The sequence below is a fragment of the Sneathiella sp. genome (assembly GCF_041689005.1).
Classification (GTDB): Bacteria; Pseudomonadota; Alphaproteobacteria; order Sneathiellales; family Sneathiellaceae; genus Sneathiella.
The window spans coordinates 19998-42938 of record NZ_JBDNHC010000033.1 but is presented as its reverse complement, the minus strand read 5'-3'; the positions used below and the strand labels follow the sequence as shown (position 1 = coordinate 42938).

21 protein-coding genes are annotated in these 22941 nt (G+C 60.0%); 14 read left to right on the top strand and 7 right to left on the bottom strand.

The window, feature by feature from the left end; all coding sequences use genetic code 11:
• From ACESNI_RS04330 to ACESNI_RS04320, 3 genes are all read left to right on the top strand, one after another.
• A partial coding sequence (locus ACESNI_RS04330; protein WP_373085245.1) for a cobaltochelatase subunit CobN occupies window positions 1-1195 on the top strand: 1195 nt, incomplete at its 5' end.
• Complete coding sequence (gene cobO / locus ACESNI_RS04325) at window positions 1192-1824, top strand: cob(I)yrinic acid a,c-diamide adenosyltransferase (protein ID WP_373085244.1); 633 nt, start codon at window positions 1192-1194, stop codon at window positions 1822-1824. The genes ACESNI_RS04330 and cobO, both read left to right, overlap by 4 nt.
• On the top strand, window positions 1824-3287 hold the full coding sequence (locus ACESNI_RS04320; protein ID WP_373085243.1) for a cobyric acid synthase: 1464 nt from the start codon (window positions 1824-1826) through the stop codon (window positions 3285-3287). Before cobO ends, ACESNI_RS04320 begins: the two co-directional genes overlap by 1 nt.
• Here the strand turns inward: ACESNI_RS04320 and cbiB are convergent.
• Entirely contained in the window at window positions 3280-4287 is a 1008-nt protein-coding gene (gene cbiB, locus ACESNI_RS04315) for an adenosylcobinamide-phosphate synthase CbiB (protein ID WP_373085241.1), read from the bottom strand. The two genes, ACESNI_RS04320 and cbiB, sit on opposite strands and share 8 nt — an antisense overlap.
• A gap of 119 nt (window positions 4288-4406) precedes the next feature.
• Between cbiB and ACESNI_RS04310 the strand changes: the two genes are divergently transcribed.
• From ACESNI_RS04310 to cobM, 6 genes are read left to right on the top strand one after another with little or no spacing between them, the layout of a single operon-like run.
• Entirely contained in the window at window positions 4407-5486 is a 1080-nt protein-coding gene (locus ACESNI_RS04310) for a sirohydrochlorin chelatase (protein WP_373085240.1), read from the top strand.
• Between the two features lie 6 nt (window positions 5487-5492).
• On the top strand, window positions 5493-6128 hold the full coding sequence (locus ACESNI_RS04305; protein WP_373085239.1) for a precorrin-8X methylmutase: 636 nt from the start codon (window positions 5493-5495) through the stop codon (window positions 6126-6128).
• Entirely contained in the window at window positions 6125-7330 is a 1206-nt protein-coding gene (gene cbiE / locus ACESNI_RS04300; RefSeq protein WP_373085238.1) for a precorrin-6y C5,15-methyltransferase (decarboxylating) subunit CbiE, read from the top strand. The genes ACESNI_RS04305 and cbiE overlap by 4 nt, the downstream gene beginning before the upstream one ends.
• Window positions 7327-8031, top strand: a complete 705-nt coding sequence (gene cobI / locus ACESNI_RS04295; protein ID WP_373085237.1) for a precorrin-2 C(20)-methyltransferase — start codon at window positions 7327-7329, stop codon at window positions 8029-8031. Before cbiE ends, cobI begins: the two co-directional genes overlap by 4 nt.
• Window positions 8022-9857 carry a precorrin-3B C(17)-methyltransferase gene (cobJ, locus tag ACESNI_RS04290; protein WP_373085236.1) on the top strand — a complete coding sequence of 612 codons (1836 nt, stop codon included), beginning with the start codon at window positions 8022-8024 and terminating at the stop codon, window positions 9855-9857. The genes cobI and cobJ overlap by 10 nt, the downstream gene beginning before the upstream one ends.
• The gene (cobM, locus tag ACESNI_RS04285; protein WP_373085235.1) at window positions 9854-10618 is read left to right on the top strand and encodes a precorrin-4 C(11)-methyltransferase; all 765 of its coding nucleotides are present in this window, start codon (window positions 9854-9856) and stop codon (window positions 10616-10618) included. Before cobJ ends, cobM begins: the two co-directional genes overlap by 4 nt.
• Window positions 10619-10631: 13 nt before the next feature.
• Here cobM and ACESNI_RS04280 read toward each other — a convergent pair whose 3' ends face one another.
• Both ACESNI_RS04280 and ACESNI_RS04275 read right to left on the bottom strand, forming a co-directional pair.
• Window positions 10632-11372, bottom strand: coding sequence for a cobalt-precorrin-6A reductase (locus ACESNI_RS04280; protein ID WP_373085234.1), 741 nt, complete (start codon window positions 11370-11372; stop codon window positions 10632-10634).
• Window positions 11365-12444: a cobalt-precorrin-5B (C(1))-methyltransferase gene (locus tag ACESNI_RS04275; protein WP_373085233.1), complete on the bottom strand. Its 1080-nt coding sequence runs from the start codon at window positions 12442-12444 to the stop codon at window positions 11365-11367. The genes ACESNI_RS04280 and ACESNI_RS04275 overlap by 8 nt, the downstream gene beginning before the upstream one ends.
• Window positions 12445-12513: 69 nt before the next feature.
• Between ACESNI_RS04275 and cobA the strand changes: the two genes are divergently transcribed.
• Genes cobA through cobS form a run of 4 tightly spaced genes read left to right on the top strand, consistent with a single transcriptional unit; the run spans window position 12514 to window position 15960 of the window.
• Window positions 12514-13314, top strand: coding sequence for a uroporphyrinogen-III C-methyltransferase (gene cobA, locus ACESNI_RS04270; protein WP_373085232.1), 801 nt, complete (start codon window positions 12514-12516; stop codon window positions 13312-13314).
• A 1-nt stretch (window position 13315) separates the two neighbouring features.
• Window positions 13316-14635: a cobyrinate a,c-diamide synthase gene (locus tag ACESNI_RS04265; RefSeq protein WP_373085231.1), complete on the top strand. Its 1320-nt coding sequence runs from the start codon at window positions 13316-13318 to the stop codon at window positions 14633-14635.
• A 1-nt stretch (window position 14636) separates the two neighbouring features.
• Window positions 14637-15176 (top strand): bifunctional adenosylcobinamide kinase/adenosylcobinamide-phosphate guanylyltransferase, encoded by a 540-nt coding sequence (cobU, locus tag ACESNI_RS04260; RefSeq protein ID WP_373085230.1) that lies wholly within the window; start codon window positions 14637-14639, stop codon window positions 15174-15176.
• Window positions 15169-15960, top strand: a complete 792-nt coding sequence (gene cobS, locus ACESNI_RS04255; RefSeq protein ID WP_373085229.1) for an adenosylcobinamide-GDP ribazoletransferase — start codon at window positions 15169-15171, stop codon at window positions 15958-15960. The genes cobU and cobS overlap by 8 nt, the downstream gene beginning before the upstream one ends.
• Here cobS and hrpB read toward each other — a convergent pair.
• Both hrpB and ACESNI_RS04245 read right to left on the bottom strand, forming a co-directional pair.
• On the bottom strand, window positions 15950-18478 hold the full coding sequence (gene hrpB / locus ACESNI_RS04250) for an ATP-dependent helicase HrpB (RefSeq protein ID WP_373085227.1): 2529 nt from the start codon (window positions 18476-18478) through the stop codon (window positions 15950-15952). The genes cobS and hrpB overlap by 11 nt on opposite strands.
• Window positions 18475-20601 carry an RND family transporter gene (locus tag ACESNI_RS04245; protein WP_373085226.1) on the bottom strand — a complete coding sequence of 709 codons (2127 nt, stop codon included), beginning with the start codon at window positions 20599-20601 and terminating at the stop codon, window positions 18475-18477. The genes hrpB and ACESNI_RS04245 overlap by 4 nt, the downstream gene beginning before the upstream one ends.
• Window positions 20602-20652: 51 nt before the next feature.
• Between ACESNI_RS04245 and ACESNI_RS04240 the strand changes: the two genes are divergently transcribed.
• A complete protein-coding gene (locus ACESNI_RS04240; protein WP_373085225.1) occupies window positions 20653-21438 on the top strand; it encodes a GNAT family N-acetyltransferase in 786 nt (261 codons plus the stop codon).
• Here ACESNI_RS04240 and ACESNI_RS04235 read toward each other — a convergent pair.
• Window positions 21433-21915, bottom strand: a complete 483-nt coding sequence (locus ACESNI_RS04235; RefSeq protein WP_373085224.1) for an ureidoglycolate lyase — start codon at window positions 21913-21915, stop codon at window positions 21433-21435. The two genes, ACESNI_RS04240 and ACESNI_RS04235, sit on opposite strands and share 6 nt — an antisense overlap.
• The gene (alc, locus tag ACESNI_RS04230) at window positions 21905-22924 is read right to left on the bottom strand and encodes an allantoicase (RefSeq protein ID WP_373085223.1); all 1020 of its coding nucleotides are present in this window, start codon (window positions 22922-22924) and stop codon (window positions 21905-21907) included. Before alc ends, ACESNI_RS04235 begins: the two co-directional genes overlap by 11 nt.
• Window positions 22925-22941 lie beyond the last annotated feature (17 nt).

Here is a 22941-nt window from a genome sequence, read left to right as displayed (position 1 = left end):
GACGGGAGGGAATTTCTACTCTGTAGATAGCCGCGCCGTGCCGACGCCGACCGGCTGGCTTTTGGGGTGGAAATCTGCCGGACTTCTGATCGACCGCTTCCGGCAGGAAAATGGCGCCTGGCCCAGAACCATGATCCTCAGCGCTTGGGGCACCTCCAACATGCGGACCGGTGGCGACGATATCGCGCAGGCCCTCGCCCTGATGGGAGTGCGCCCGACCTGGGACAAGGCATCCAACCGGGTGACCGGCTTTGAAATACTGCCCGCCAGCCTGCTCGACCGGCCACGGGTCGATGTGACGTTACGGGTTTCCGGCTTTTTCCGCGACGCCTTTCCACAACAGATGGCGCTGTTCGATAGCGCTGTTCGCGATGTCGCGGCGCTTGAGGAGGATGAGAAAACCAACCCGCTTGCCGCACGCGTGAAATCGGATGTCGCCGACCTGGTGAAATCCGGATTATCGCCGGAAATTGCGACCAAGCGCGCCGCCTATCGGCTGTTCGGTTCCAAGCCCGGCGCCTATGGGGCCGGGCTGCAGGCGTTGATGGATGAAAACGGCTGGAGTGAAACCGGCGATCTGGCCCGCGCCTATGTCGCCTGGGGCGGCTATGCCTATGGCGCCGGCGAAGAGGGTGTCGCCGAGCATGGCCTGTTCGAACGCCGGCTTGGGCAGGTAGAGGCCGTTATCCATAATCAGGACAATAGGGAGCATGACCTGCTCGATAGTGACGATTATTACCAGTTTGAGGGCGGCGTGACAGCGGCGGTGCGCCATCTCAAGGGATCACAGCCGATCGTCTATCACAATGATCATTCTCGTCCCGAAAGCCCCAAGATCAGAACGTTGGAAGAAGAGGTCGGCCGCGTCGTCCGCGCCCGCGTCGTCAATCCGAAATGGATCGATGGCGTGATGCGCCATGGTTACAAGGGCGCGTTCGAGATGGCGGCAACCGTCGATTATCTCTTCGCCTTCGCCGCCACCGCTCAGGCCGTCAAGGACCATCATTTCGAGGCAGTATTCGATGCCTATCTGATGGATGAGAAAGTGCGCGATTTCTTGCGCGAGAATAATCCCGATGCTCTCAAAGAGATGGCCGATAAGTTTCAGGAGGCGCTGGACCGCGGCCTCTGGCGCCCCCGCCGCAATACAATCCATGATGAACTGACAAGAATACGACAGGGAGAAACCTCATGAGCCCGAATTTAACACCGGAAGAAATCGCCCGCGCCAATGAAAAAGCGGCGAAAAAGAAAGCTTCACGCGACAAAATGCTGGCTACAAAAACCATCGAGAAAGGCCTTCTCATCGTCCATACCGGCAAGGGCAAGGGCAAATCAACGGCGGCCTTCGGTCTCGCCGCCCGTGCCATCGGTAACGGCATGAAAGTCGGCGTTGTGCAATATGTGAAAGGCAAGTGGGAAACGGGCGAGCGCAAGGTGCTGGAGGCTTTCCCCGACCAGATCGAGATCCATGCGATGGGCGAGGGCTTTACCTGGGAGACGCAGGACCGCGAGCGCGATATCCGCGCCGCCGAAAGCGCCTGGGAGAAATCCAAGGCGATGATCGAGGCGAGCCGGGGCGACAATCCCGCCTATAATATGGTGATCCTCGACGAGCTCAATATCGTGCTGCGCTATGACAGCCTGCCGCTTGCCGCTGTGGTTGAGTTTCTCAAAAACAAGCCGGAGAAGTTGCACGTCGTCGTGACGGGCCGCAATGCCAAGGACGAATTGATCGAGATTGCCGATCTCGTCACCGAAATGACCCAGATCAAGCATCCCTTCCGCTCCGGCGTCAAGGCACAGGTCGGGATCGAATTCTGATGACTGCTGCCCTCATGCTGCAGGGAACGGGGTCTGATGTCGGCAAGTCGCTGCTTGTCGCTGGTCTGGCCCGCGCTTGCAGCAACCGGGGGCTTATCGTCCGACCGTTCAAGCCGCAGAACATGTCGAACAATGCCGCCGTCACCATCGAGGGCGGCGAGATCGGGCGGGCGCAGGCCCTGCAGGCGCGCGCGGCACGAACGCCGCTCCGCAATGACATGAATCCGGTCCTGTTGAAACCGCAGACGGAGACCGGTGCGCAGGTGATAGTTCAGGGAAAAATCCACGGCAATGCAACGGCACGGCAGTATCAGGCAATGAAGCCCGCCTTACTGTGCCGGGTGCTGGAGAGTTTCGCCCGCATTGGCGAAGGTGCTGATCTTGTGCTCATCGAGGGCGCGGGCAGCCCGGCCGAGCTTAATCTGCGCGCTCATGATATTGCCAATATGGGCTTCGCCGAGGCCGCCGATGTGCCGGTTATCCTTGCGGGCGACATTGATCGCGGCGGTATCATCGCCCAGATCGTCGGCACCCATATGCTTCTGTCCCCGTCCGAGCAGAGGCGGACAAAGGGATATCTCGTCAATAAATTCCGGGGCGACCTGTCGCTGTTCGATGCGGGTCTTGCCATTATTAGCGAGAAAACCGGGCTTGAAAGCTTCGGCGTTCTTCCCTTTTTCGCTGATGCCCATAAACTGCCGCCCGAGGATGCCTTCTCAATCACCTCAAGGCCGGCCCGCGAGGGCGTGATCAACATCGCAGTGCCTGTCCTCTCCCGCATCGCGAATTTCGACGATCTCGATCCGCTGCTGGCCGAACCCGGCGTTGCCGTCCATATGGTGCGCGCCGGAGAGACAATTCCCCATAGCATGGACGTGATCCTGCTGCCCGGCTCCAAAACAACGCTTGCAGATATGGAGTTTGTCCGGGCGCAAGGCTGGGATATCGATATTCATGCGCATGTCCGTCAGGGCGGAACAGTGTTCGGCCTGTGCGCCGGATACCAGATGCTGGGCCGCCGGCTTCGCGACCCGGGCGGGATCGAAGGCCCGATCCGGGAGATCGACGGTCTTGGCCTGCTCGATTTCGACACCGAACTCGGTCCCGATAAAAAGCTGGTAGAGGAACACGGCACCGACCATCTGACGGGCGCTGCGATTTCCGGCTATCATATGCATGTGGGCCGCTGTGACGGCGCTGCTCTCAACCGTCCGATGTTCACCCTCACCTCGGGCCCGGACGGGGCGATATCAGCTAACAGCCGGATTATGGGAGGCTACCTGCACGGAATATTCTCCTCTGATGAATTTAGGTATAATTTTCTTAACCGGTTTAAAATAAGAAAAGAGAAACTTGATAATTTTGAAATAGTTGTGGAGGGTACTTTAGATAAATTGGCAGAACATATGGAGCAATATCTCAATATCGACGCACTGCTGGAGGTCGCCGAAAATGCTAATTAGCAACCGCAAACACGGCGGCGAGGACAACCAGCAGAATTGCCAGCAGCCCGCAGGCGAGGCCATAGACTTTAAGCGCGGCGCGAATGTCCGCCGGGCCAACGCTACGCCGACCCGGGGCATTCATCCAATGGTCGCGGACCTCTTTCCCGGCATAGGTTCGAGGACCCGCAAGGGCGATGCCGAGCGCACCCGCCATTGCCGCCTCCGGCCAGCCCGCGTTGGGGCTGCGGTGCCGCGCCGCATCGTGGCGCACCGCCGCCCAGGCCCAGCGACCATCGGCCCCGGTCTGCCAATAAGCCGCGGCCACAATCAGGGCGCCGGTCAGCCGCGCCGGAATATAATTCACCAGATCGTCGAGGCGCGCCGCTGCCTTGCCAAAATATTCATACCGCTCGCTGTGATGCCCGATCATGCTGTCGAGGGTATTGATCGCCTTGTAACCGAGAAGCCCGGGCAGACCGAGCAGGACGAACCAGAATACCGGGGCGACGACTCCATCGGAGAAATTCTCGGCCAGCGATTCGATTGCCGCCCGGGAAACGGCGGCTTCGTCCAGGCTCTCCGGGTCGCGGCCAACAATATGGGCAATCGCCCTGCGCCCGGTGTCGAGGCCCTGCTCGAGCCCGACCGCAACCCCCTCGACATGATCAAAAAGGCTGCGCCCGGCAATCAGGCTGCTGGCCAGTATTGCAAGAAGAACGATACCGAGGGGCAGCGCGTCACAAAGGAGGGCAATCAGCACCCCGGCAAAGACGGCGAGAAGGATAACAATCGCCGTTGTCAGCGCACCGCCAATGAATCGCCGGAGAGTGCTGCCTTTCAGGGGGTTAAGGTATTTTTCCAGCAGCGAAATCATCGATCCGATCAGGACAACCGGATGAGATACCTGGCGATAGAGTGCTGGCGGATCGCCCACCAGCGCATCGATAAGACAAGCCAGCAAGACAATCAGCGGTGGGGTAAAAAAGGCCGAGCCGGGCCCAAAGATTATGCTGGTCATCGCAGCAAGATGATATGGGCGCAGCGCAGCGTCAATCCTGAATTTATTGGCAATGGGCGTTCCGCCCCGTTAAAACTATTTTTCGCGCGCGAGACAGCCCGCGCAAACTGGAGCAAGACATGACAGATAAATATGGCGTAATGGTCTGTGGCCACGGCAGCCGCGATAACGGCGCAGTGACCGAATTCGCAGCGGTGGCGAAGGGAATTGCCGAACGATTGCCACAATATCAGGTGGATTCCGGCTTTCTCGAGTTTGCCACGCCGATTATCCGCGAGGGCCTCGACCGTCTCCGCGAAAGTGGGCATAACCACATTCTCGCCATTCCGGGCATGCTGTTCGCGGCGGGACATGCCAAGAATGATATCCCCTCGGTGCTCAACCGCTATGCCGCTGAGCATGAGGGCCTTAAAATCTCCTACGGCCGGGAACTTGGCATCGATCTCAAGATGATCCGCGCCGCCGGGGACCGTATCCGCGAAGCCTTGGCGGCCGCGGAACAGAACGTTCCCATGCATGAAACCATGTTGGTCGTTGTCGGACGCGGGGCCTCCGATCCGGATGCCAATTCCAACGTCACCAAGGTTATGCGTCTGCTCTGGGAAGGTCTCGGCTTCGGCTGGGGTGAGACGGTCTATTCCGGCGTCACCTTCCCGCTGGTGGAACCGGGTCTGGAACATGCGGCGAAGCTCGGCTACAAGCGGATTGTCGTCTTCCCCTACTTCCTGTTTACCGGCATCCTTGTGAATCGCATCTACGACTACACGGACAAGGTCGCGGCCGCCCATCCGGAGATTGAGTTTATTAAGGCGCCGTACCTCAATGATCATCCGCTGGTGCTTGACAGCTTCGCCGAACGGGTGTCAGAAATTCTCGCCGGGGAAAACAACATGAACTGCGGCATGTGCAAATACCGGGAGCAAGCGCTCGGCTTCGAGGACGAGGTCGGCCTGAAACAGGAAAGCCACCACCACCATGTGGAAGGGATCAATGCCGCCGGTGCCGCCACCAACGGACATTCCCATAACCACGACCACTCCCATGACCACCCGCATCATCATCCTCACGGCGAAGAATCTCACGATCACGAACATTCCCATGGAGACGGCCATTCCCACGACACACATGATCATCACCATCATCCCTACCCTCACGCCGATCACCCCCTCGGGCCAGTCAGCATGAAAAAAGACGGCTAGCTGATCATGTATGACTATCTTCGCGATCCCAAGTCGATCTATGAGAAATCCTTTTCGACCATTCGGGCGGAAACGGACTTCACCGGCATGGCGCGCGACATGCAGAGCATTGCCACCCGGATCATCCATGCCTGCGGGATGCCAGAAATCCTGCCCGACCTTGCCTATAGCGAAGGGGTGGCGGCAGCAGCCGTTGCCGCAATCCGCGAGGGTGCGCCGATCCTGTCCGATTGCGAAATGGTGACCCATGGCATTATCCGCCGGCTCCTGCCCGCGAACAACGACGTTATCTGTACGCTCAATAATGCCGAAGTCCCGGTCAATGCCCAGCGCCTGAAAACGACCCGCTCCGCCGCAGCTATTGAGCTTTGGATAGAGCGTTTGGCAGGCGCCGTCGTAGTCTTTGGCAATGCGCCCACGGCGTTGTTTCATCTGCTGGAACTGCTTGAGGCGGGAGCGCCGAAACCTGCCGCTATCTTTGCCTTTCCGGTCGGATTTGTCGGGGCTGCGGAATCGAAGGACGCCCTGATCAGAAGCGCCATCGGCGTGCCCTTCATCACCATTCGCGGCCGCAAGGGCGGGAGTGCCATGGCCGCCGCCGCCGTAAATGCCGCCGCCAGTCTTGCCGGAGCCGCCGCGTGACGGCCTGGCTCAGCATTGTCGGCATCGGCGAGGAAGGACTGGACCGTCTTGGGCCCGATGCCCGGGCGGCGATTGCCAGCGCCACCCTTCTCGTGGGCGGGGAGCGGCATCTTGCCATGCTTCCCGATGACGGACGAGAGCGGCGTAGCTGGCCGAGCCCATTGATGGTTCTCGTGGACGAGATTATGGCCCGGCGCGGCGAGGAAATATGCATTCTCGCGACCGGGGACCCCATGCAGTACGGGATCGGCGTCACCTTTGCCAAGCGATTGCCAGCGCGGGAGCTGGCCATCTACCCCGCCCTGTCCGCCTTCAGCCTCGCCGCCGCCCGGCTTGGGTGGGACCTGACAAATACAGAAACCCTCACCCTACATGGACGGCCACTGGAATTACTGATCCCACATCTCACGCCAGCGGCCAGAATTCTCGCCCTTTCCGACAGCGGCGAGACGCCCGCCGATGTTGCAAAGCTACTCACTGAACGGGGGTTTGGGCAGAGCGAGCTCACGATCCTTGAGCATATGGGCGGCGTAGACGAAGAGATCCATAAAATCGTCGCGCAGGACCTCACCGGCACGAGCTATCGGAACCTGAATACCGTGGCCATCAAATGTCCCGATGCTCCCGCCGCCAAGATCTATCAGACCTCACCGGGGTTGCCAGATGACGCCTTTGTCCATGACGGGCAGCTTACCAAGCAGGAAATCAGGGGCGCGACCCTCGCTGCCCTCACCCCCCTCAACCGCCAGCTCCTCTGGGATATTGGCGCCGGATGCGGTTCCATCGCCATTGAATGGATGCGCTGTCACCCCGCCAACCGCGCCATTGCCATTGAGTCCCGCAAGGACCGCATCGGCCTTATCGAGCAAAATTGCCGGGCCCTTGGTGTCCCGGGCCTTAAAATCGTCAAGGGCCGAGCCCCGGACGCCTGTCACGACATAGAAGCCCCCGACGCCATTTTCATCGGCGGCGGGCTGACGAATGATGGTGTGTTTGAAGGCGGCTGGCAGGCCCTTAAGCCCGGCGGACGGCTGGTCGCCAACGCCGTCACCCTTGAGGGCGAACAGCGGCTTTTTGAAATTCATAGCGCGTTTGGCGGCCGCCTGACACGGCTTAACATTTCCCGCGCAGAGAAAATCGGCGGCTTCACCGGCTGGAAGCCCTTCCGTCAGGTCACACAGTTAAGATTGGTAAAAGAATGACAGGGACGCTCTACGGCCTCGGGATCGGTCCCGGGGACCCGGACCTTATTACGCTCAAGGCACTGAAACTCCTGCAGGCTGCACCGGTGCTGGCCTATCCGGCTTTGGAGGATGGCGACAGCCTCGCCCGCGCCATTATCGCGCCGCACCTGACCACGCCGAAAATCGAGATTGCCATCCGTATCCCCATGACCGTGGAACGCGCCCCCGCCCAGACTGTCTATGATGCGGCGGCAGAGGAAATTGGTAAACATCTTGATCAGGGACAGGATGTCGCAGTTCTTTGCGAGGGCGATCCGTTCTTCTATGGCTCCTTCATGTATCTCTTTGGTCGAATCGCCGAACATTTCCCGGTTGAGGTGGTGCCCGGCGTCTCCTCACTCACGGCCTGTGCGACGGCCCTGCAATCGCCGTTGTCGGCCCGCAATGATATCCTGACCGTGCTGCCCGCGCCGCTTCCCTCCGACATTCTGGCGGCCCGCCTGCGCGATACCGACAGCGCCGCGATCATGAAGGTCGGCCGGCATTTTGAGCGGGTCCGCGATCTGATATCGGAACTCGGCCTCACCGATAACGCCCGCTATATCGAACGTGCCACCATGGCGGCGCAGAAAATCCTGCCACTTGCTGACGTCCCCGCCGATGCGGCGCCTTATTTCTCGATGATCCTGATCCATAAGCGGGGGCAGGCATGGAAATGACACCGCCCCTTGCCATCATCCTGCTCAATGACAGCGCCCGGCCGACCGCCCGAAAACTGCAACAGCTTTATCCCGAAGCGCTCATCCACGGCCTCAGGGGCCGTGTGACGGACGCCGATATCGCCTTTCCGCAAACCGCCGCCCATCTGCAGGAACTGTTCCGGAGCGGGGCGCCGATTATCGGGCTCTGCGCCTCGGCAATCCTGATCCGCTGTCTGGCGCCGGTGCTGGCAGACAAACTCTCTGAGCCGCCGGTGATTGCCATGGCCGATGACGGAGGCAGCGTCGTTCCCCTGCTCGGCGGCCATCACGGCGCCAATGCGCTCGCGCGGGAAATCGCCGACGCCTTCAGCACCCATGCGGCCATTACAACGACCAGCGACATTCATTACAATATCGCCCTCGATTCCCCTCCCGCTGGTCTCGAAATTGCCAACCCGCAGGATATGAAGGCCTTTGTCGGAAAATTACGGGACGGTGAGAAAATCCGCCTGACGGGCGCCCATGACTGGCTTGCGCAATCCGATCTGCCTATCGCGGAAGACGGCTCCCTCTGTATCGAGGTCACGACCAAGGCCGTTGCCGGAGACACGGGCAAGCTGGTCTACCACCCAAAATCCCTTGCCCTCGGTCTTGGCTGTGAACGGAACACGGACCCGTCCGAGGTAATCACCTTGGTGAAAGAGGTGATTGAACGAAACAACCTGAGCCCACTTGCCATCGGTTGGGTCGGTTCCATTGACGTAAAAGCGGATGAGCGGGCAATTCATTCGGTCGCCGCCCATTTCGGTCTGGCGCCCCGGTTTTTCGATGCCGCACGGCTGGAGAGCGAAACCCCGCGCCTCGCCACGCCCTCCGATATCGTTTTTCGCGAAGTCGGCTGTCACGGCGTCAGTGAGGGCGCAGCGCTGGCCGCGGCGGGATCGTCCGGCACCCTCATCGTGCCCAAGGCGAAATCCAAACGGGCGACCTGCGCCCTTGCCGAGGCCATCATGCCGATTGACGCCCATGCAGTCGGGAAAATTCAGGGCAAGCTTTCGGTGATCGGTATCGGCCCCGGTCAGGACGCGTGGCGCACACCGGAGGCAAGCCGCCTGATCGGGGAGGCCACCGACCTTGTCGCCTATAGCCTTTATCTCGACCTTCTGGGGAGCCGCATTGCTGGGAAAACCCGCCATGATTTCGGCCTCGGCGAGGAGGAAACGCGGGTGCGCGCCGCCCTTGACCTGGCCGCGGAGGGCCGTAATGTCGCGCTCATCTCTTCGGGCGATATTGGCATCTATGCCATGGCGACGCTGGTATTCGAACTGATCGAACGGGAGCAAAAAGCAGGCTGGGACCGTCTCGATATAGAAGTCACCCCCGGCATCTCCGCCCTGCAGGCGGCCGCGGCCCGGAGCGGCGCCCCGCTCGGCCATGATTTTTGCACTATTTCCCTTTCCGACCTGCTCACTCCCTGGGAGGTGATTGAAAGCCGGATTACCGCCGCCGCAGAGGGCGATTTTGTCATTTCCTTCTATAACCCGGTCTCGATGAAGCGGAGGACGCAGCTTCAGGTGGCGAAGGAAATCCTGCTCCGCCACCGACCGGAGCAAACCCCCGTCATCATTGCCCGCAACTTGGGGCGCGAGACCGAGAGCGTGACCTTTGTTCCGCTCGTCGATCTCGACCCGGAGCAAGTCGACATGTTGACGCTGGTCATGGTCGGTTCGAGTGAGAGCCGATTGACCACCACCAATTCCGGTGCGAAAAGCTGGGTCTACACCCCGCGCGGCTATGCCGGGAAAATGAACAAGCAGGCCCTCAAAACAGGAACAGAAAAATGACCGTTTATTTTATTGGCGCCGGACCCGGTGCCGCCGACCTGATTACCCTGCGCGGTCGTGACCAGATCGCCGCCTGCCCTGTCTGCCTCTATGCGGGATCGCTGGTGCCAAAGGAAATCCTGACCCACGCCCCCGAAGACGCATTGATCATCGATACCGCCCCGCTCACCCTTGACGATATCATCGGCGAAATGGTCAAGGCGCATGATCAAGGCTTTGATATCGCGCGGGTGCATTCCGGCGATCCCTGTCTTTACGGAGCGATTGGCGAGCAAATGCGCCGCCTTGACGATCTCGGCATCGATTATGTCATTACGCCGGGCGTGCCGGCCTTTGCCGCCGTGGCGGCGACGCTAAAGACCGAGTTCACCCTGCCCGAGGTCAGCCAGACCGTCATCCTCACCCGGACCTCGATGAAGGCGACCGCCATGCCGAACCGGGAGGATCTATCAACACTCGGGGCCTCTGGCGCCACCATGGCCATTCATCTTTCAGTGCGTAACCTTCGCGTCGTGACCGCCGAACTCATTCCGCATTATGGCGAAGACTGCCCGGTCGCTGTGGTCTTCCGCGCGAGTTGGCCCGATGAAAGCATCATTCGCGGAACGCTTTCGGATATTCGCGAGAAGGTCCGCGCCGAGAAAATCACCCGCACCGCTCTGATCATCGTCGGTCGGGTGCTGGACGCCAAGGGATATCGCGACAGCGCGCTCTATCATGCGGATCATGTGCATGTGCTGCGGCCTAAACGCAAGGCCTGACTTTTTGGGCAGGCTAGGCGGGAAGGCTCGTCAGCAGGACGTCTAGACTTGAATAGCTGTGGCAGTCTGGTCTCTCCGGCCGGTCGATCATCAGCACGGGGATATTGAGGCGGCGGGCGGCATCAATCTTGGCGTAGGTGGCATTCCCGCCACTGTTCTTGGCAATCAGCAAATCAATTTTCCAGTCCTGCAGGAGTGCTATCTCTCGAGCGATCGTGAACGGCCCACGCGCGCGGATGAAACGGACCTCGGAATGCGGGGGAGCGAATTCACCTGTCTCAATACTACGGACAAGGAAAAACCTGTTCTCAATATGCTCAAAAGCCGCCAGCTCCTGACGCCCCACGGTAAGAAAGATACGCGCAAATCCATCCAGCCTGTCCGCCGCGGCGGTCATGTCGCCGGCCACAATCCAGCGATCTTCTACGGTCGGTTCCCATGCTGGCCGCTGGTAGCGCCGGAAATCAATACCCTGATCCTTGCAGACGGTATATGCCGTGTGGGTGATTGCGGCGGCAAAGGGATGGCTGGCATCGATAACGCAATCAATTTTTTGCTTTGTTAGGAACCGGGAGAGGCCGTCCGCGCCGCCGAACCCGCCGGTCACGACCTCGCCCTGCAACGCCGCCGGACTGGTGGTGCGCCCCGCAAGTGAGGTAATAAGGCGAACATCGGGTCGCTTAGCCAGTGCCGTGTTGAGCTGAACCGCTTCCTGCGTACCGCCGATCAGCAGGATGGAGGTTACGTCAGCCATCACTTCGGCCCACCAGCGCGCCCGCACGGTCAAAGATCAGTACATCGATACGGGTCTCATCCCCCGCAATCCCAACGGCAATCGCCCGTGCCTTGTTCGCAACCCTATCGGCGAGGGGGAGTTGTGCGCGCTGCGCCCATTCAAACACCTGCATCGCCGTGTTGGCATCGCGCGTTTCCGCCACCAACTCCGCTCCCGCACCAAGCCCGGCAAGCTGGTCAGCCAGAAAAGTGAAGTCGACACTGCTGCGCCCAGAATGCAAATCCATGCAGCCTTGCGCAAGTTTAGTGATTTTCCCAAATCCGCCTGCGAAAGTTAGCCACGGCACCGGATGAGTCCGGATATACTTAAGGACGCCGCCCGCAAAATCTCCCATGTCTAGCAATGCGAATTCCGGCAGGCCATAGAGATCGGCCACGGCCTTTTCCGACGTCGAGCCGGTACTCGCCGCGAGATGAGGTTCGCTGGCGGCTCGGGCGACATCAATCCCCCGATGGATCGAGGCGATCCATGATGCGCAGCTATAGGGCACGACAATGCCCGTCGTACCGAGGATGGAGAGTCCGCCGATAATACCAAGCCGTCCGTTCATGGTATGGCGGGCCAGTTCCTCACCATTCTCAACGCCGATCTCAATTTCAATATCCGCGGGTTGTCCGAAGGCGGCGGCGACTTCGCATGTAACCTCACGCATCATTTTACGCGGCACCGGATTGATGGCCGCCTCGCCCACGGCAATCGGCAATCCTTCCTTGGTGACCATGCCAACGCCCGCGCCCGCCCGGAAAACGATGCCGCCGTCGCTTTTCCGAACTGTCACGATTATCCGGGCAAGATGGGTGACATCCGGATCATCCCCCGCATCCTTGATAATGCTGACACGGGCGAAATCGGTGCCCTTTTCCTCCGTCGCCAACGCAAAGGCGGGCGTCTGGCCCTTGGGCAGGGTAATCATCACCGGGTCCGGAAAGCCACCATCAAAAAATGCCGTCAGAGCCGCCTTGGTCGCGGCGGTGGCACAGGCCCCCGTCGTCCAGCCATAGCGCAACTCTTTTGCATTTTTTTCTTTCATAAAAACATTTATAAGCGGCTGTGGGACAGATGGCTAGGCGGGATCGCCATAGATGTGTAAAAGAGAATTATGAATAGAATTACAAGCAAAATGCCGGTGTTCGAAACGGGGTCAGTCTGGCTGGTGGGCGCGGGTCCCGGAGACGCCGGCCTGCTCACGCTGTATGCCTACGAAGCGCTGCGACAAGCCGATGTTTTGGTATATGACGCCCTCGTCGGGCAGGACATCCTCGAGCTGACCGGGCCCGATACGTTGCTTGAATATGCGGGCAAGCGCGGCGGCAAGCCGTCGCCGAAGCAAAAGGATATTACCGAGCGGCTGATTACGCTCGCGCGGGAGGGGAAAAAGGTGCTGCGGCTGAAGGGCGGAGATCCCTATATCTTCGGCCGCGGTGGCGAGGAAGCCCTGATGCTTGCCGCCCATGATATCCCGTTCCGGGTTATCCCGGGTATTTCGTCCGGGGTTGGCGGTCTGGCCTATGCGGGCATTCCGCTTACCCACCGGGAAACCAATTCGGCGGTTACCTTCCTCACCGGTCATGACGCCAGCGGCGCCGTACCCAATGTCAAATGGGAGCATATCGCCAAGGGCTCGCCGGTGATTGTGCTGTATATGGCGCTCAAGCACATCGCGATTATCACCGAACGGCTGATCGGGTTCGGACGGCCAAAGGATGAGCCGGTTGCCGTTATCTTCAAGGCGACGACGGACGAACAGCAAGTCATCGTCAGTACTCTTGAGCATGTCACCGCAGATGTTGAGAAAAGCGGCCTGAAACCGCCCGCCCTTATCGTCATCGGTGAAGTTGTCAAACTCCGCCCGGACCTTGACTGGTACAGCGAATTCCTTGCCAGCAAAACGGCGAAATAGCGTGGCGCACTCGGCCCCCGCTCTCCTGATCGCGGCGCCTGCCTCCGGCTCCGGCAAGACGACGATAACACTTGCCTTGTTGCGGGCTCTTCGTCGGCGCGGGCACAGGGTCGGCTCTTTCAAGGTCGGGCCGGACTATATCGATCCCGCCTTCCATGCGGCCGCTTCCGGGCGCGCCTGTTCCAACCTCGATCCCTGGGCGATGCGGCCGGACATGCAATCCGCCATTTTGCAAGACGTGCTCGCCGACAGTGACATTGTCATTGGCGAGGGAGTCATGGGTTTATTCGACGGGGCGCAGGACGGGCGCGGCTCTACCGCCGACGTCGCCGCCGACTGGGGGATTCCGCTGGTTCTTGTGGTCGATGCCAAGGGTCAGGCGGCGAGCGTTGCCGCCCTGCTGCAAGGCTTTAACAGTTTTCGCAATGATGTTCGGCTCAGCGGCGTTATTTTCAACAAGGTAGGCGGCCCGGGCCATGTCCGCCTGCTGCGGGAGGCAGCGGAAAAAGCTGGTATCCTGGCGCTAGGGTTCCTGCCAAGATTGGACGGGCTCGCGCTTGACCATCGTCACCTTGGCCTTGTGCAGGCGCGCGAGAATGCTGAGCTCAATGCCTTTCTCGATGCCGCTGCGGACAGTATCGAGGCCCATTGCGATCTCGACGCGCTCCTGCGAACAGCGACGACACCGTGCGGCCTTACCCCCGGCTCATCCAAAGCCGCCCCCCTCCCGCCGCTGGGCCAAAAAATGGCGGTAGCAGAGGACGATGCCTTTGCCTTCACTTATCCCCATCTGCTGGCCGGATGGCGCAACGCCGGGGTGGAACTCAGCTTTTTCTCACCGCTTGCCGATGAAGGACCAGCGGCGGGCAGCGATGCGATTTTCCTGCCCGGCGGCTATCCGGAACTCTATTGTGAGAGACTGGCGCGCGCCGAAAATTTTAAATCCGCTCTCCGAAGCGCAGCTGAAGCAAGTCTATCGATTTATGGCGAATGCGGCGGCTTCATGGTGCTCGGCGAAAGCCTGACGGACAAGGCAGAACAGTCCCATGAAATGCTTGGTCTGCTGCCTGTTCAAACCTCCTTCGCCGCGCCAAAACTGCATCTTGGTTATCGCCGCGCCCAGCTTTCGAACAATAGCATTCTTGGGAATAAAAATAGCAGTTTTACCGCTCATGAATTTCATTATGCCAGCATCACGGCCGAAAATGCCGCCCCGTCCCTGTTTGACATCTGTGATGCCCGGGGGATCGACCTCGGCAGTGCCGGTGCCATCGCGGGCTCGATAGCAGGCTCCTTCATCCATTTGATTGACAAGGCATAAAATGAGTGGAAACAGAATATCCCCGGTTACCCTCATTCTCGGCGGCGCGCGATCGGGCAAAAGCAAGTTTGCCGAAGAGCTGGCTGTTGGGTCTGGGCGTTCCCGTGTTTATCTCGCTACGTCTGAGGCCTTTGATGGTGAAATGACAGCGCGGATCAGCCGCCATCAGGAAGAACGCGGGATCGGCTGGACCACGGTCGAGGAACCCCTTAATCTCACCGCTGCGCTAGAGAAACATTCCACAAAACATAATATTATTCTTGTCGACTGCCTGACCTTGTGGCTCAGCAATGTCATGGGACGGGAGATGCCGGTGGTGGGCGCAATTGAGCGATTGGTCTTGGCGCTCCCTGACCTGCCGGGGCCTGTCCTTTTCGTTTCTAACGAGGTCGGACAAGGCATTGTTCCTGATAACGCCCTCGCGCGTGCCTTCCGCGATCATGCGGGGCGACTGCATCAACGTCTGGCAGCGGCGGCGGAAACAGTTTATTTTGTCACGGCGGGCATACCGCAGATATTGAAACAGGCAGATCATGACTGAAGAGCCGATGCAAGACCTCCCGCCGTTTAAGGGCGGCTGGATTCAGGATGTTGCGGTGGCGCTGGTCTTTTTAACCCGCCTTCCAATCCGTCCCGGATTTACCTTTGGGATGGGCGCGCTCCGAACTGCCTGCCGCGCCTTCCCGCTTGTCGGACTGATCGTCGGTGGTCTCTCCGGCACGTTATATGTGCTGGCCACCATGTTCGGCCTGCCCTCGCTCGTCGCCGCCCTCATCGCCATTGCCGCACAAGTTATGCTGACCGGCGCCCTGCATGAGGATGCGATCGCTGATGTCGCCGACGGGTTCGGTGGCGGCACGGACAGGGACAGCAAGCTCACTATTATGCGCGACAGCCACGTGGGCACCTATGCGGTGGTCACCCTGATCCTCGTTATCGGGATAAAGGCCGCCGCAATCAGCGAGATTGAGGATCCGCTGATGGTGTTCGCCCTGCTGGTCGCGGCGTCATCAATTAGTCGCGGTCTGATGGGCTGGGCGCTTTACCTGCTGCCGCCCGCGCGCGACGACGGGCTTGGCCGGGGGGCGGGACAGCCGGAGATTATGGCGGTCCTGGGCGCGACGCTCCTCACCGTTCTGATTGCCATCCTGATCCTTGGTGCGTCCATTGGCGCCATCGCCCTGCTCGCCGCCATTATCGGCGCGGCGCTGATAGGCGCTGTTGCCTATCGTCAGATCGGCGGTCAGACTGGCGATGTCCTCGGTGCTGTCCAGCAAATCAGCGAGTTGTTCATCCTTCTCGCCTGTGTCGCGATTATCGGCTAGTCCCTCTGCCCGGGCGCGGTTTCAGCTTCGCCGTTGCCTCCGCCTGCAGGGGATCATCGGGCCAGTAATGCCTGGGGTAGCGGCCTTTCAAGTCCTTTTTGACATCGCCGTAGGTCGTGCTCCAAAAGCTTGCGAGGTCCTCCGTGATCTGGACGGGACGCCGGGCGGGTGATAGTAAATGCGCCGTAATGGCAACCGCCCCGTTGGCCAGCTTGGGCAAGTCCTCAAGTCCGAAGACTTCCTGCAGGCGGACGGCGAGAACCGGATGCTGCGGGTTGGAATAGTCAAGGCGGATGGTGGATCCGCTCGGCACGACGATCCGCTCAGGCGCAATTCTGTCGAGGGATTTCTGCTGGTCCCAGTCAAGCTGAGCCAGCAGAATTTCCCGGATATTCAGCTTTTTCAGACCCGCTAGAGTCGATAGCGGCCCAAGAAACGGGAGCAGCCAGTCATCGAGGGTTGCCAACAAGGTCTCCTCCGACGAGTCGGGCCAACCGCCGTTCGGCTGGTGAACCGCCGCAAAGCACAGGCGATCCATGAGCGACCGGCTGTCCTCATCAAACGGCAGAACGGTCAGGCCCTTTTGCCGGATTGCCGACAGCAGCGCCGCAGAGATTTCCGCGGGCTCCGGTGACTTGAGGCGTTTGCACTCGAGCACCAACGCCCCGAGTTTCCTCTCGCTCACCGCAAGGACCCGCTCTTTCTTCTCGTCCCAAAATACCCGGCGAAGACTTAGAATATCCGCGGCAAACCCCTGTTCAATTTCCGCATGAGTAATCGGGGCAGCAAGGCGTATCGTCGCCTCCCGTCCCTTGCCGTCCAGATCAGCGGCGACCAGATAAGGCTCCCCCTGCAGCTTATCATTATCAGCAAGGCGCGCGCCGCGACCGCCGGACAGGCGATACTGAACCATGCTGCCTTCGCGCAGCTCCCCGATACGGTCGGAATAGGCGAAAGCCAGCAACGCACCGCTTTTTGCCGGATCGAACGGCTCCGGCGTCACTTTCAGACGCCGGGCGATATCGCGGCTGACCCGTGCAACCTGTCCAAGCGCCCCCGCGCCTTTCCCCGACCGGTGACGGCTGGATGCCAACATCTCAAGCCGGTCGCGAAGGTCGGCATTGGGGGCCTCCCTGTCGCGGGACAGGATATCGCGCTCCGACAGCAGTGCGGCGATATCGCAGGCGAGCGCTTGCGCCTTCAGGGCACGCGCGCGGATCACCATGCCCGCTAACCGGGGATGCAGCGGCAGACGGACGATTTTTTCGCCGAGCGCCGTGATCTTCCCCGCCGGATCAAGCGCGCCGAGCGCGGTCAGCATATCCCGCCCCTGTGCCACCGGACCGGGCGGTGGAACCGTCATCCACGCAAGGTCGGCGACGTCGCAGACCCCCCATTTGGCCAGTTCCAGCAGGAGGGCGCTTAAATCCGCCGTGACGATTTCCGGCTCCGCATGCTCAATGAGCCCGCGATCCTCAGCGGCGGTCCAGAGACGATAGCAGACGCCGGGGCCGAGACGTCCTGCCCGCCCCCGCCGCTGATCCGCCGAGGCGCGGGAGACGCGCCGTGTTTCCAGCCGGCTCATACCGCTGTTGGGATCAAAGCGCGGATATCGGGCAAGCCCCGCGTCAATCACGATCCGCACGCCTTCAATGGTCAGGCTGGTCTCCGCGATATCGGTGGAGAGAACAATCTTGCGCCGCCCTTCGGCGTCCGCCAGTATCGCCCTGTCCTGTTCTTTCTGGGGGAGGTTTCCATAGAGCGGAACGAGCACCGCCCCAGCGCGGGACGAGGCCCCTCCAAGCATCGCCTGAGCGCGATTGATTTCCCCCGCCCCCGGCAGAAAGACGAGGATATCCCCGGAATCGTTTGCAAGCGCCTGTTCGACCGCCAGAGCCACCTCCCGTTCCGGGCGGCCCGTTGGCGGCCGGTCAAGAAAGCGCGTCTCCACCAGGAACTGGCGACCAACACTCCGGAGGACGGGTGCGTCGTTCAGGAACGCGGCCAGTCTTTCTGTTTCCAGCGTTGCCGACATGACAACAAGTTTCAGGTCCGCACGCAATATCTCCTGTACCTGCCGAACAAGCGCGAGGCCGAGATCCGTCTGCAGGCTGCGTTCGTGGAATTCATCGAAGATAATGATCCCGACATCGGCAAGTTCCGGATCGTCCTGCATTCGCCGGGTGAGAATCCCCTCTGTCACGACCTCGATCCGGGTCCGCGCACTTACCCGGCTGTCAAGACGGACACGATAGCCTACCGTGTCACCGACCTCCTCACCCAGCAGGTCAGCCATCCGCCGGGCGGCGGCGCGGGCGGCCAGACGACGCGGTTCCAGCATGATAATTTTCCGGTTTCCGCATAAGCCAGCCTTCAGCAGAAAAAGCGGTACCAATGTCGTCTTGCCGGCCCCGGGAGCCGCCTGCAATATCACCGCCGGGGCGGTTGAAAGAGCCGCCGCCAGATCCGGCAGGATATTAGCGACCGGCAGACCGGTTTCAGGGAAATTGAGTTTCATGCGCGACGACCAATGCGGCCGAAGCCTTGGGCCAGAAGCGGGAACAGGGTAAGGGTCGCCAGTCCGGCGAATATCGCGCCAAGAACGATGGCGCTGCCGAAACGGGCAATCGGTGGAAAACCGGAAAGCGAAAAAATAACAAACCCCGCAGCAATCACTGCCGTGGACACAATCACCCCGGTAGATTGTTCACGGAGGGCAAGGTGCCAGGCGGCTTTCGCGCCGTGGCTCCGTCGATAGCGCTTGAGCGCCAGCGCAAGATGGATCAGGGCATCGACGGCAATCCCGAAGCTGACCGTGGCGGCGGGGGCGGAAATGACATCGATGGGAACCCGGAACCAGCCAGCCGCGCCCAGAATAACCAGCGGGATCAAGGCCGCCGTTACCGTCATCGCCGCCGTGACAGCGCCATCGCGACTGATCCACCAGGCAAGGGCGCCAAAGGCACCGATCAGATAGGCGCTGCCGACAAGCAAACTCTTAGCGACCAGATCGGACAACCGCCCCTGCAGCACATAAACCCCGCCAGTGAGGACCGGTTCAAACCCAGCCTCGGTGACAATCCGGTGCAGTTTCGCCGTAATCTCCGTGCGGTCCTGCTGCCGTCCCTCCTCCTTCATGCGAAGAAGGAACAGAGTGTCCCGGCGGACCTCGGTAAGAAAATTGTCTGCGATCCGCTGGTTCATATCCATTGACAGCACGCTGATAATCTCGCGCCAGGGCAGTAGAAAGGCAAGCGGATGGTTATTAGCCTCGGCCATCAGCGCGGGAAGTGAGATCACCGTTCCCACCTCCTTCTGAGCGGCGAGTTCGTTATGCAATTTCCACATGGCTTCGTACCCGACCTCGCTGTCCAGTCGTTCGCCGTTCTCGCGCCGGACGACGAGTTTCAGCGGGCTGCTGCCACCGTTTTTATCAATAAAGGCGAGGCCGGCGCGGATATCCGATCCCTCCTTGAAATAGGACAGCAGGCCCGGGTCTGTGTTCAGTGTCAACAGTCCGGGGAGGGCAACCCCGGCGATCACCAGCAGGACACCCCCGATCCCGTATCCTGCGAGCTTCGTGCGGCGCGGAATGTCTCGCGCCGGGGCCGCAGGGCTTTCCGAGCGCGGCTTTCGCACCGCGAACAACAGAAAAGCTGGATAGAGGACGAAGCTACAAATAAGGGCCGAAAGTGCGCCGGCAATGCCGCCCGTGCCAAGTTGACGCAGCGGTTCGGCGGCGACGGCAAGCAGGGTTGTGAAGCCCAGAAGTGTCGTCACCATGCACCAGAAGGACGCGCCGAAGGTCTGGTGAACCGCTTTTTTCACGGCCGCAAGCGGATCTGTTTCGGTCCGCCGCCGCCAGTTGGAGGTAAGATAGATAATCTGTGACTGCGCGAGGACAAAGACAATGACCGCGAGGTTGGCTGTCAGGATACCGACCGGTTGGCCAATCATCTGGAGGAGTAGCAGGGTCAGGAAAACCGCCGTAATCCCGCTCATGCTCGCGCCCAAGGCGATCACTGCAGAGCGGAAAACAATCATTAAAAGCACGAAGAATATCGCCAGCGCCGCGCCGCTGAAAAGCCGAAAATCATAGACCAGACTGCGCTTTATCTGCTCCGTAATATAGGGCATGCCGGACAGGCGGATGTGGAATGCATCGCCTTCGTCAAACAGGCGGGCCGCTGCCTCGATTTCGGTAATGACATGCGACGGGTCCGCCGCGTCCATAAAGGCTATGACCAGGGTCGCATGGCTGTCGTCACTGATCAGGAGCGGGCGCCAGAACGGGCTTTTCATCGCTGTCGCAACGGTCTCCGGACCATCGACGACACTGACCAGACGGCTAATCCCCGCAATACGCGAGAGATCGGAAGAAAAGGCGGCGAGCCGCTCAAGATATCGCACCGAAAAAATGTCATCACCGGCGGCACTGATTACCAGGAACTCGTCGGCGGGAAAAAGATCGTGGATGCGGGTGGACTGTGCCAGTTCCGGATCGTTCGGACCGAAGAAAAAATCCGGCGATATCTGTGGCCGCAAGTCCACCACTGTGAAGAACAGAAGAGCAATGACCCCCATGACAACGAGGCACGCCGCCAGCAACCGGGCCGGAGCTGTGGTTAAAAGTGAAGCCATTGGCAGCGTTGCTCTCCTGAGACAGAATGTCCTTGATTATTGCTGGCCTTCATGCGAATTCAAGCCTTCTTCAACCCAGACCCGATTTTTGTGCGCGAGATGATTACCGAAATCGAAACCCATTCGCTAGCTGCTATCCCTGCACTCGAGACCGAGAACTATGACGGCTGGCTTATCCGCTTTGCCCGGAACCATACACATCGTGCCAATTCGGTCAATGTGATCCACCGCGGAAAACTTCCGCTGGAGGCAAAAATCACTCATTGCGAGGAAGTCTATGCGGGACGGCGGCAACCTTGTCATTTCCGGCTGACCCCGCTCGCCGAACCGGAGCTTGACCCGCTGCTCGATCAGCGGGGATACAGCCGCTCTCGCAACACTGAGGTGCGGACCCGGTCGCTTGCCGGTCTTGGCAGCCAGGCCGCCGTGAATGACGTTATGATCAGTGACACCCCCACGCCCGCGTGGTTGAAAGGGCTGGCGGCGCTGACCGGGCAGAACCCGCGTCAACAAAGAATTTTCCGTGACATGCTGATGCAGGTGAATCTCCCGCTTCTCTGCGCGCATATCGAAAAGGAGGGCAAAATCGTTGCCTGTGGTCTTGGTGTTGGCTCGAATGCTCATCTTGGCCTTTTTGAATTCGCCACCAACCCCGCGTATCAAAGACAAGGGCTCGCCGCCCGGATCACTCTCGCCCTCATGGGCCAAGCCCGCGATCAGGGAATCGGGACCGCCTATCTTCAGGTCGTCACGACTAATGCATCGGGGCAGGCATTCTGGGAAAGAATGGGCTTTAACGACATTCTCTACAGTTACCATTACAGGACAAAATTATAGCGCGAGACGGATATCCTCGGCGTCGAAATAGATTTCGTCGCAATTCTCCCCCTCACCGCCGCGATCGATCACCAGAAAGTCACTGACCGCCTCGAGCGCCAGAACCGGGTGATGCCAAGTGCCCGCGTGATAGTTCACGCCCTGCCGCCCCCCCGCCGTAAAGGCACGAAGATCTTTTGCGGCCACTGTTTCCCCCTTCGGCGCGACCAGCACCAGATAGGGGCGGTTGTCGAGCGGGAAGAAGGCCTGGCTGCCTTTGGGGTGGCGTTCCACCATCTTGACGCTGACCGGATAATCGAGGGGGGCCGCGCGAAAGATATTCACCAGAACTTTGGCGTCTGTCTCGATGTTCGCCAGATCATGGTAGCGGACGGTTGAGCCGTTATTGATCTCGAAATTCTGGGCACCATCGGTCTCGATCACGTCACCAAAGGCGGCGAAAGCCTCTTTCGTGAGCGGCGTTATTTCAAGTTTCATGGCGCCCCCCGCCGATCTTTCCAAACAGCCGGAGGCGGCTTATCCCGCCATCGGGAATGATATTCAGCCTGACATGGTTGACCGGGCCGATATTTTCAATTTCACCCGTGAAGTCATGGATGTTATCCATGGAAAGCTTCTGTTCGGGCAGCAGCGTTTTCCAGAACATGCTCTGGGGGATCAGGGACGCGTCAGTGCCGCCAGTCACCAAAGCCGCCTGAATTGAGCAACGATCCGGGAAATTGCCTTTGAAATGAGCCGTATCGACCTCAATTTTCGAAATCACTCCTGGATGGCCGAGAGCGATGATTGCCCAGTCATTACCGGGTTCACGGCGGCGGCGGGTTTCCCAGCCATCGCCCATATTGATCCCACGCCCCGGTGCCAGAATATTGGACGGAGAGCCGTAATGCTGGTCACTGGCCGCGACCCCGCGCCCGCCATTGACGAGCGCGGCGAGATCAACAATTTCGTTGGCGTCCCGCGTCTCCCAGTTACATTGCACCTCGCCGTAGACACGGAGCCGGGCGACACCGCCATCGGGATAGATATTGAGCCGTAAATGACTCCATGTCTCAACATTCGCGACGGCAACCACATGGTGGCTGTTCCCGGCAAGGGTCACCGCCGGGACGATTTCCGTCCAGTCCGTCTCCGCCGACGGCTCCCCATTCACATGACAGGCATCAATCGAGGCCGCCGGCGGGAAATTGCCGGTAAAGTGACTTGTGTCAATATCGACGGCGCGGATAATTCCCGGCAGGCCAAGACGGACGATACAGTGATCGAAGCCCTCCCCGCGCTTTCGGCGACTTTCCCACCCATCCATCCATTTGCCGTTATCATCGTATTTGTCGGCAGTGAAAACCGGATCGGCTGAATCTATCAGGCGTGCCTTGTCGGCAAAAAAATCATCAGTCGCAAAGGTGACCTCGGCCCCCAATCGCGGAGACGCCAGATCCGTATATTTCGCGGCGAATTCCGCCGCCTCCGGGGCAAACACATTCATAAACTATCTCCATTACC

Coding starts and splice junctions, on each gene's coding strand:
- cobO (WP_373085244.1), top strand. CDS start 1,192: ATGAGCCCGAATTTAACACCGGAAGAAATCGCCCGCGCCAATGAAAAA.
- ACESNI_RS04320 (WP_373085243.1), top strand. CDS start 1,824: ATGACTGCTGCCCTCATGCTGCAGGGAACGGGGTCTGATGTCGGCAAG.
- cbiB (WP_373085241.1), bottom strand. CDS start 4,287: ATGACCAGCATAATCTTTGGGCCCGGCTCGGCCTTTTTTACCCCACCG.
- ACESNI_RS04310 (WP_373085240.1), top strand. CDS start 4,407: ATGACAGATAAATATGGCGTAATGGTCTGTGGCCACGGCAGCCGCGAT.
- ACESNI_RS04305 (WP_373085239.1), top strand. CDS start 5,493: ATGTATGACTATCTTCGCGATCCCAAGTCGATCTATGAGAAATCCTTT.
- cobI (WP_373085237.1), top strand. CDS start 7,327: ATGACAGGGACGCTCTACGGCCTCGGGATCGGTCCCGGGGACCCGGAC.
- cobJ (WP_373085236.1), top strand. CDS start 8,022: ATGGAAATGACACCGCCCCTTGCCATCATCCTGCTCAATGACAGCGCC.
- cobM (WP_373085235.1), top strand. CDS start 9,854: ATGACCGTTTATTTTATTGGCGCCGGACCCGGTGCCGCCGACCTGATT.
- ACESNI_RS04280 (WP_373085234.1), bottom strand. CDS start 11,372: ATGGCTGACGTAACCTCCATCCTGCTGATCGGCGGTACGCAGGAAGCG.
- ACESNI_RS04275 (WP_373085233.1), bottom strand. CDS start 12,444: ATGAAAGAAAAAAATGCAAAAGAGTTGCGCTATGGCTGGACGACGGGG.
- cobA (WP_373085232.1), top strand. CDS start 12,514: ATGAATAGAATTACAAGCAAAATGCCGGTGTTCGAAACGGGGTCAGTC.
- cobU (WP_373085230.1), top strand. CDS start 14,637: ATGAGTGGAAACAGAATATCCCCGGTTACCCTCATTCTCGGCGGCGCG.
- cobS (WP_373085229.1), top strand. CDS start 15,169: ATGACTGAAGAGCCGATGCAAGACCTCCCGCCGTTTAAGGGCGGCTGG.
- hrpB (WP_373085227.1), bottom strand. CDS start 18,478: ATGAAACTCAATTTCCCTGAAACCGGTCTGCCGGTCGCTAATATCCTG.
- ACESNI_RS04245 (WP_373085226.1), bottom strand. CDS start 20,601: ATGGCTTCACTTTTAACCACAGCTCCGGCCCGGTTGCTGGCGGCGTGC.
- ACESNI_RS04240 (WP_373085225.1), top strand. CDS start 20,653: ATGCGAATTCAAGCCTTCTTCAACCCAGACCCGATTTTTGTGCGCGAG.
- ACESNI_RS04235 (WP_373085224.1), bottom strand. CDS start 21,915: ATGAAACTTGAAATAACGCCGCTCACGAAAGAGGCTTTCGCCGCCTTT.
- alc (WP_373085223.1), bottom strand. CDS start 22,924: ATGAATGTGTTTGCCCCGGAGGCGGCGGAATTCGCCGCGAAATATACG.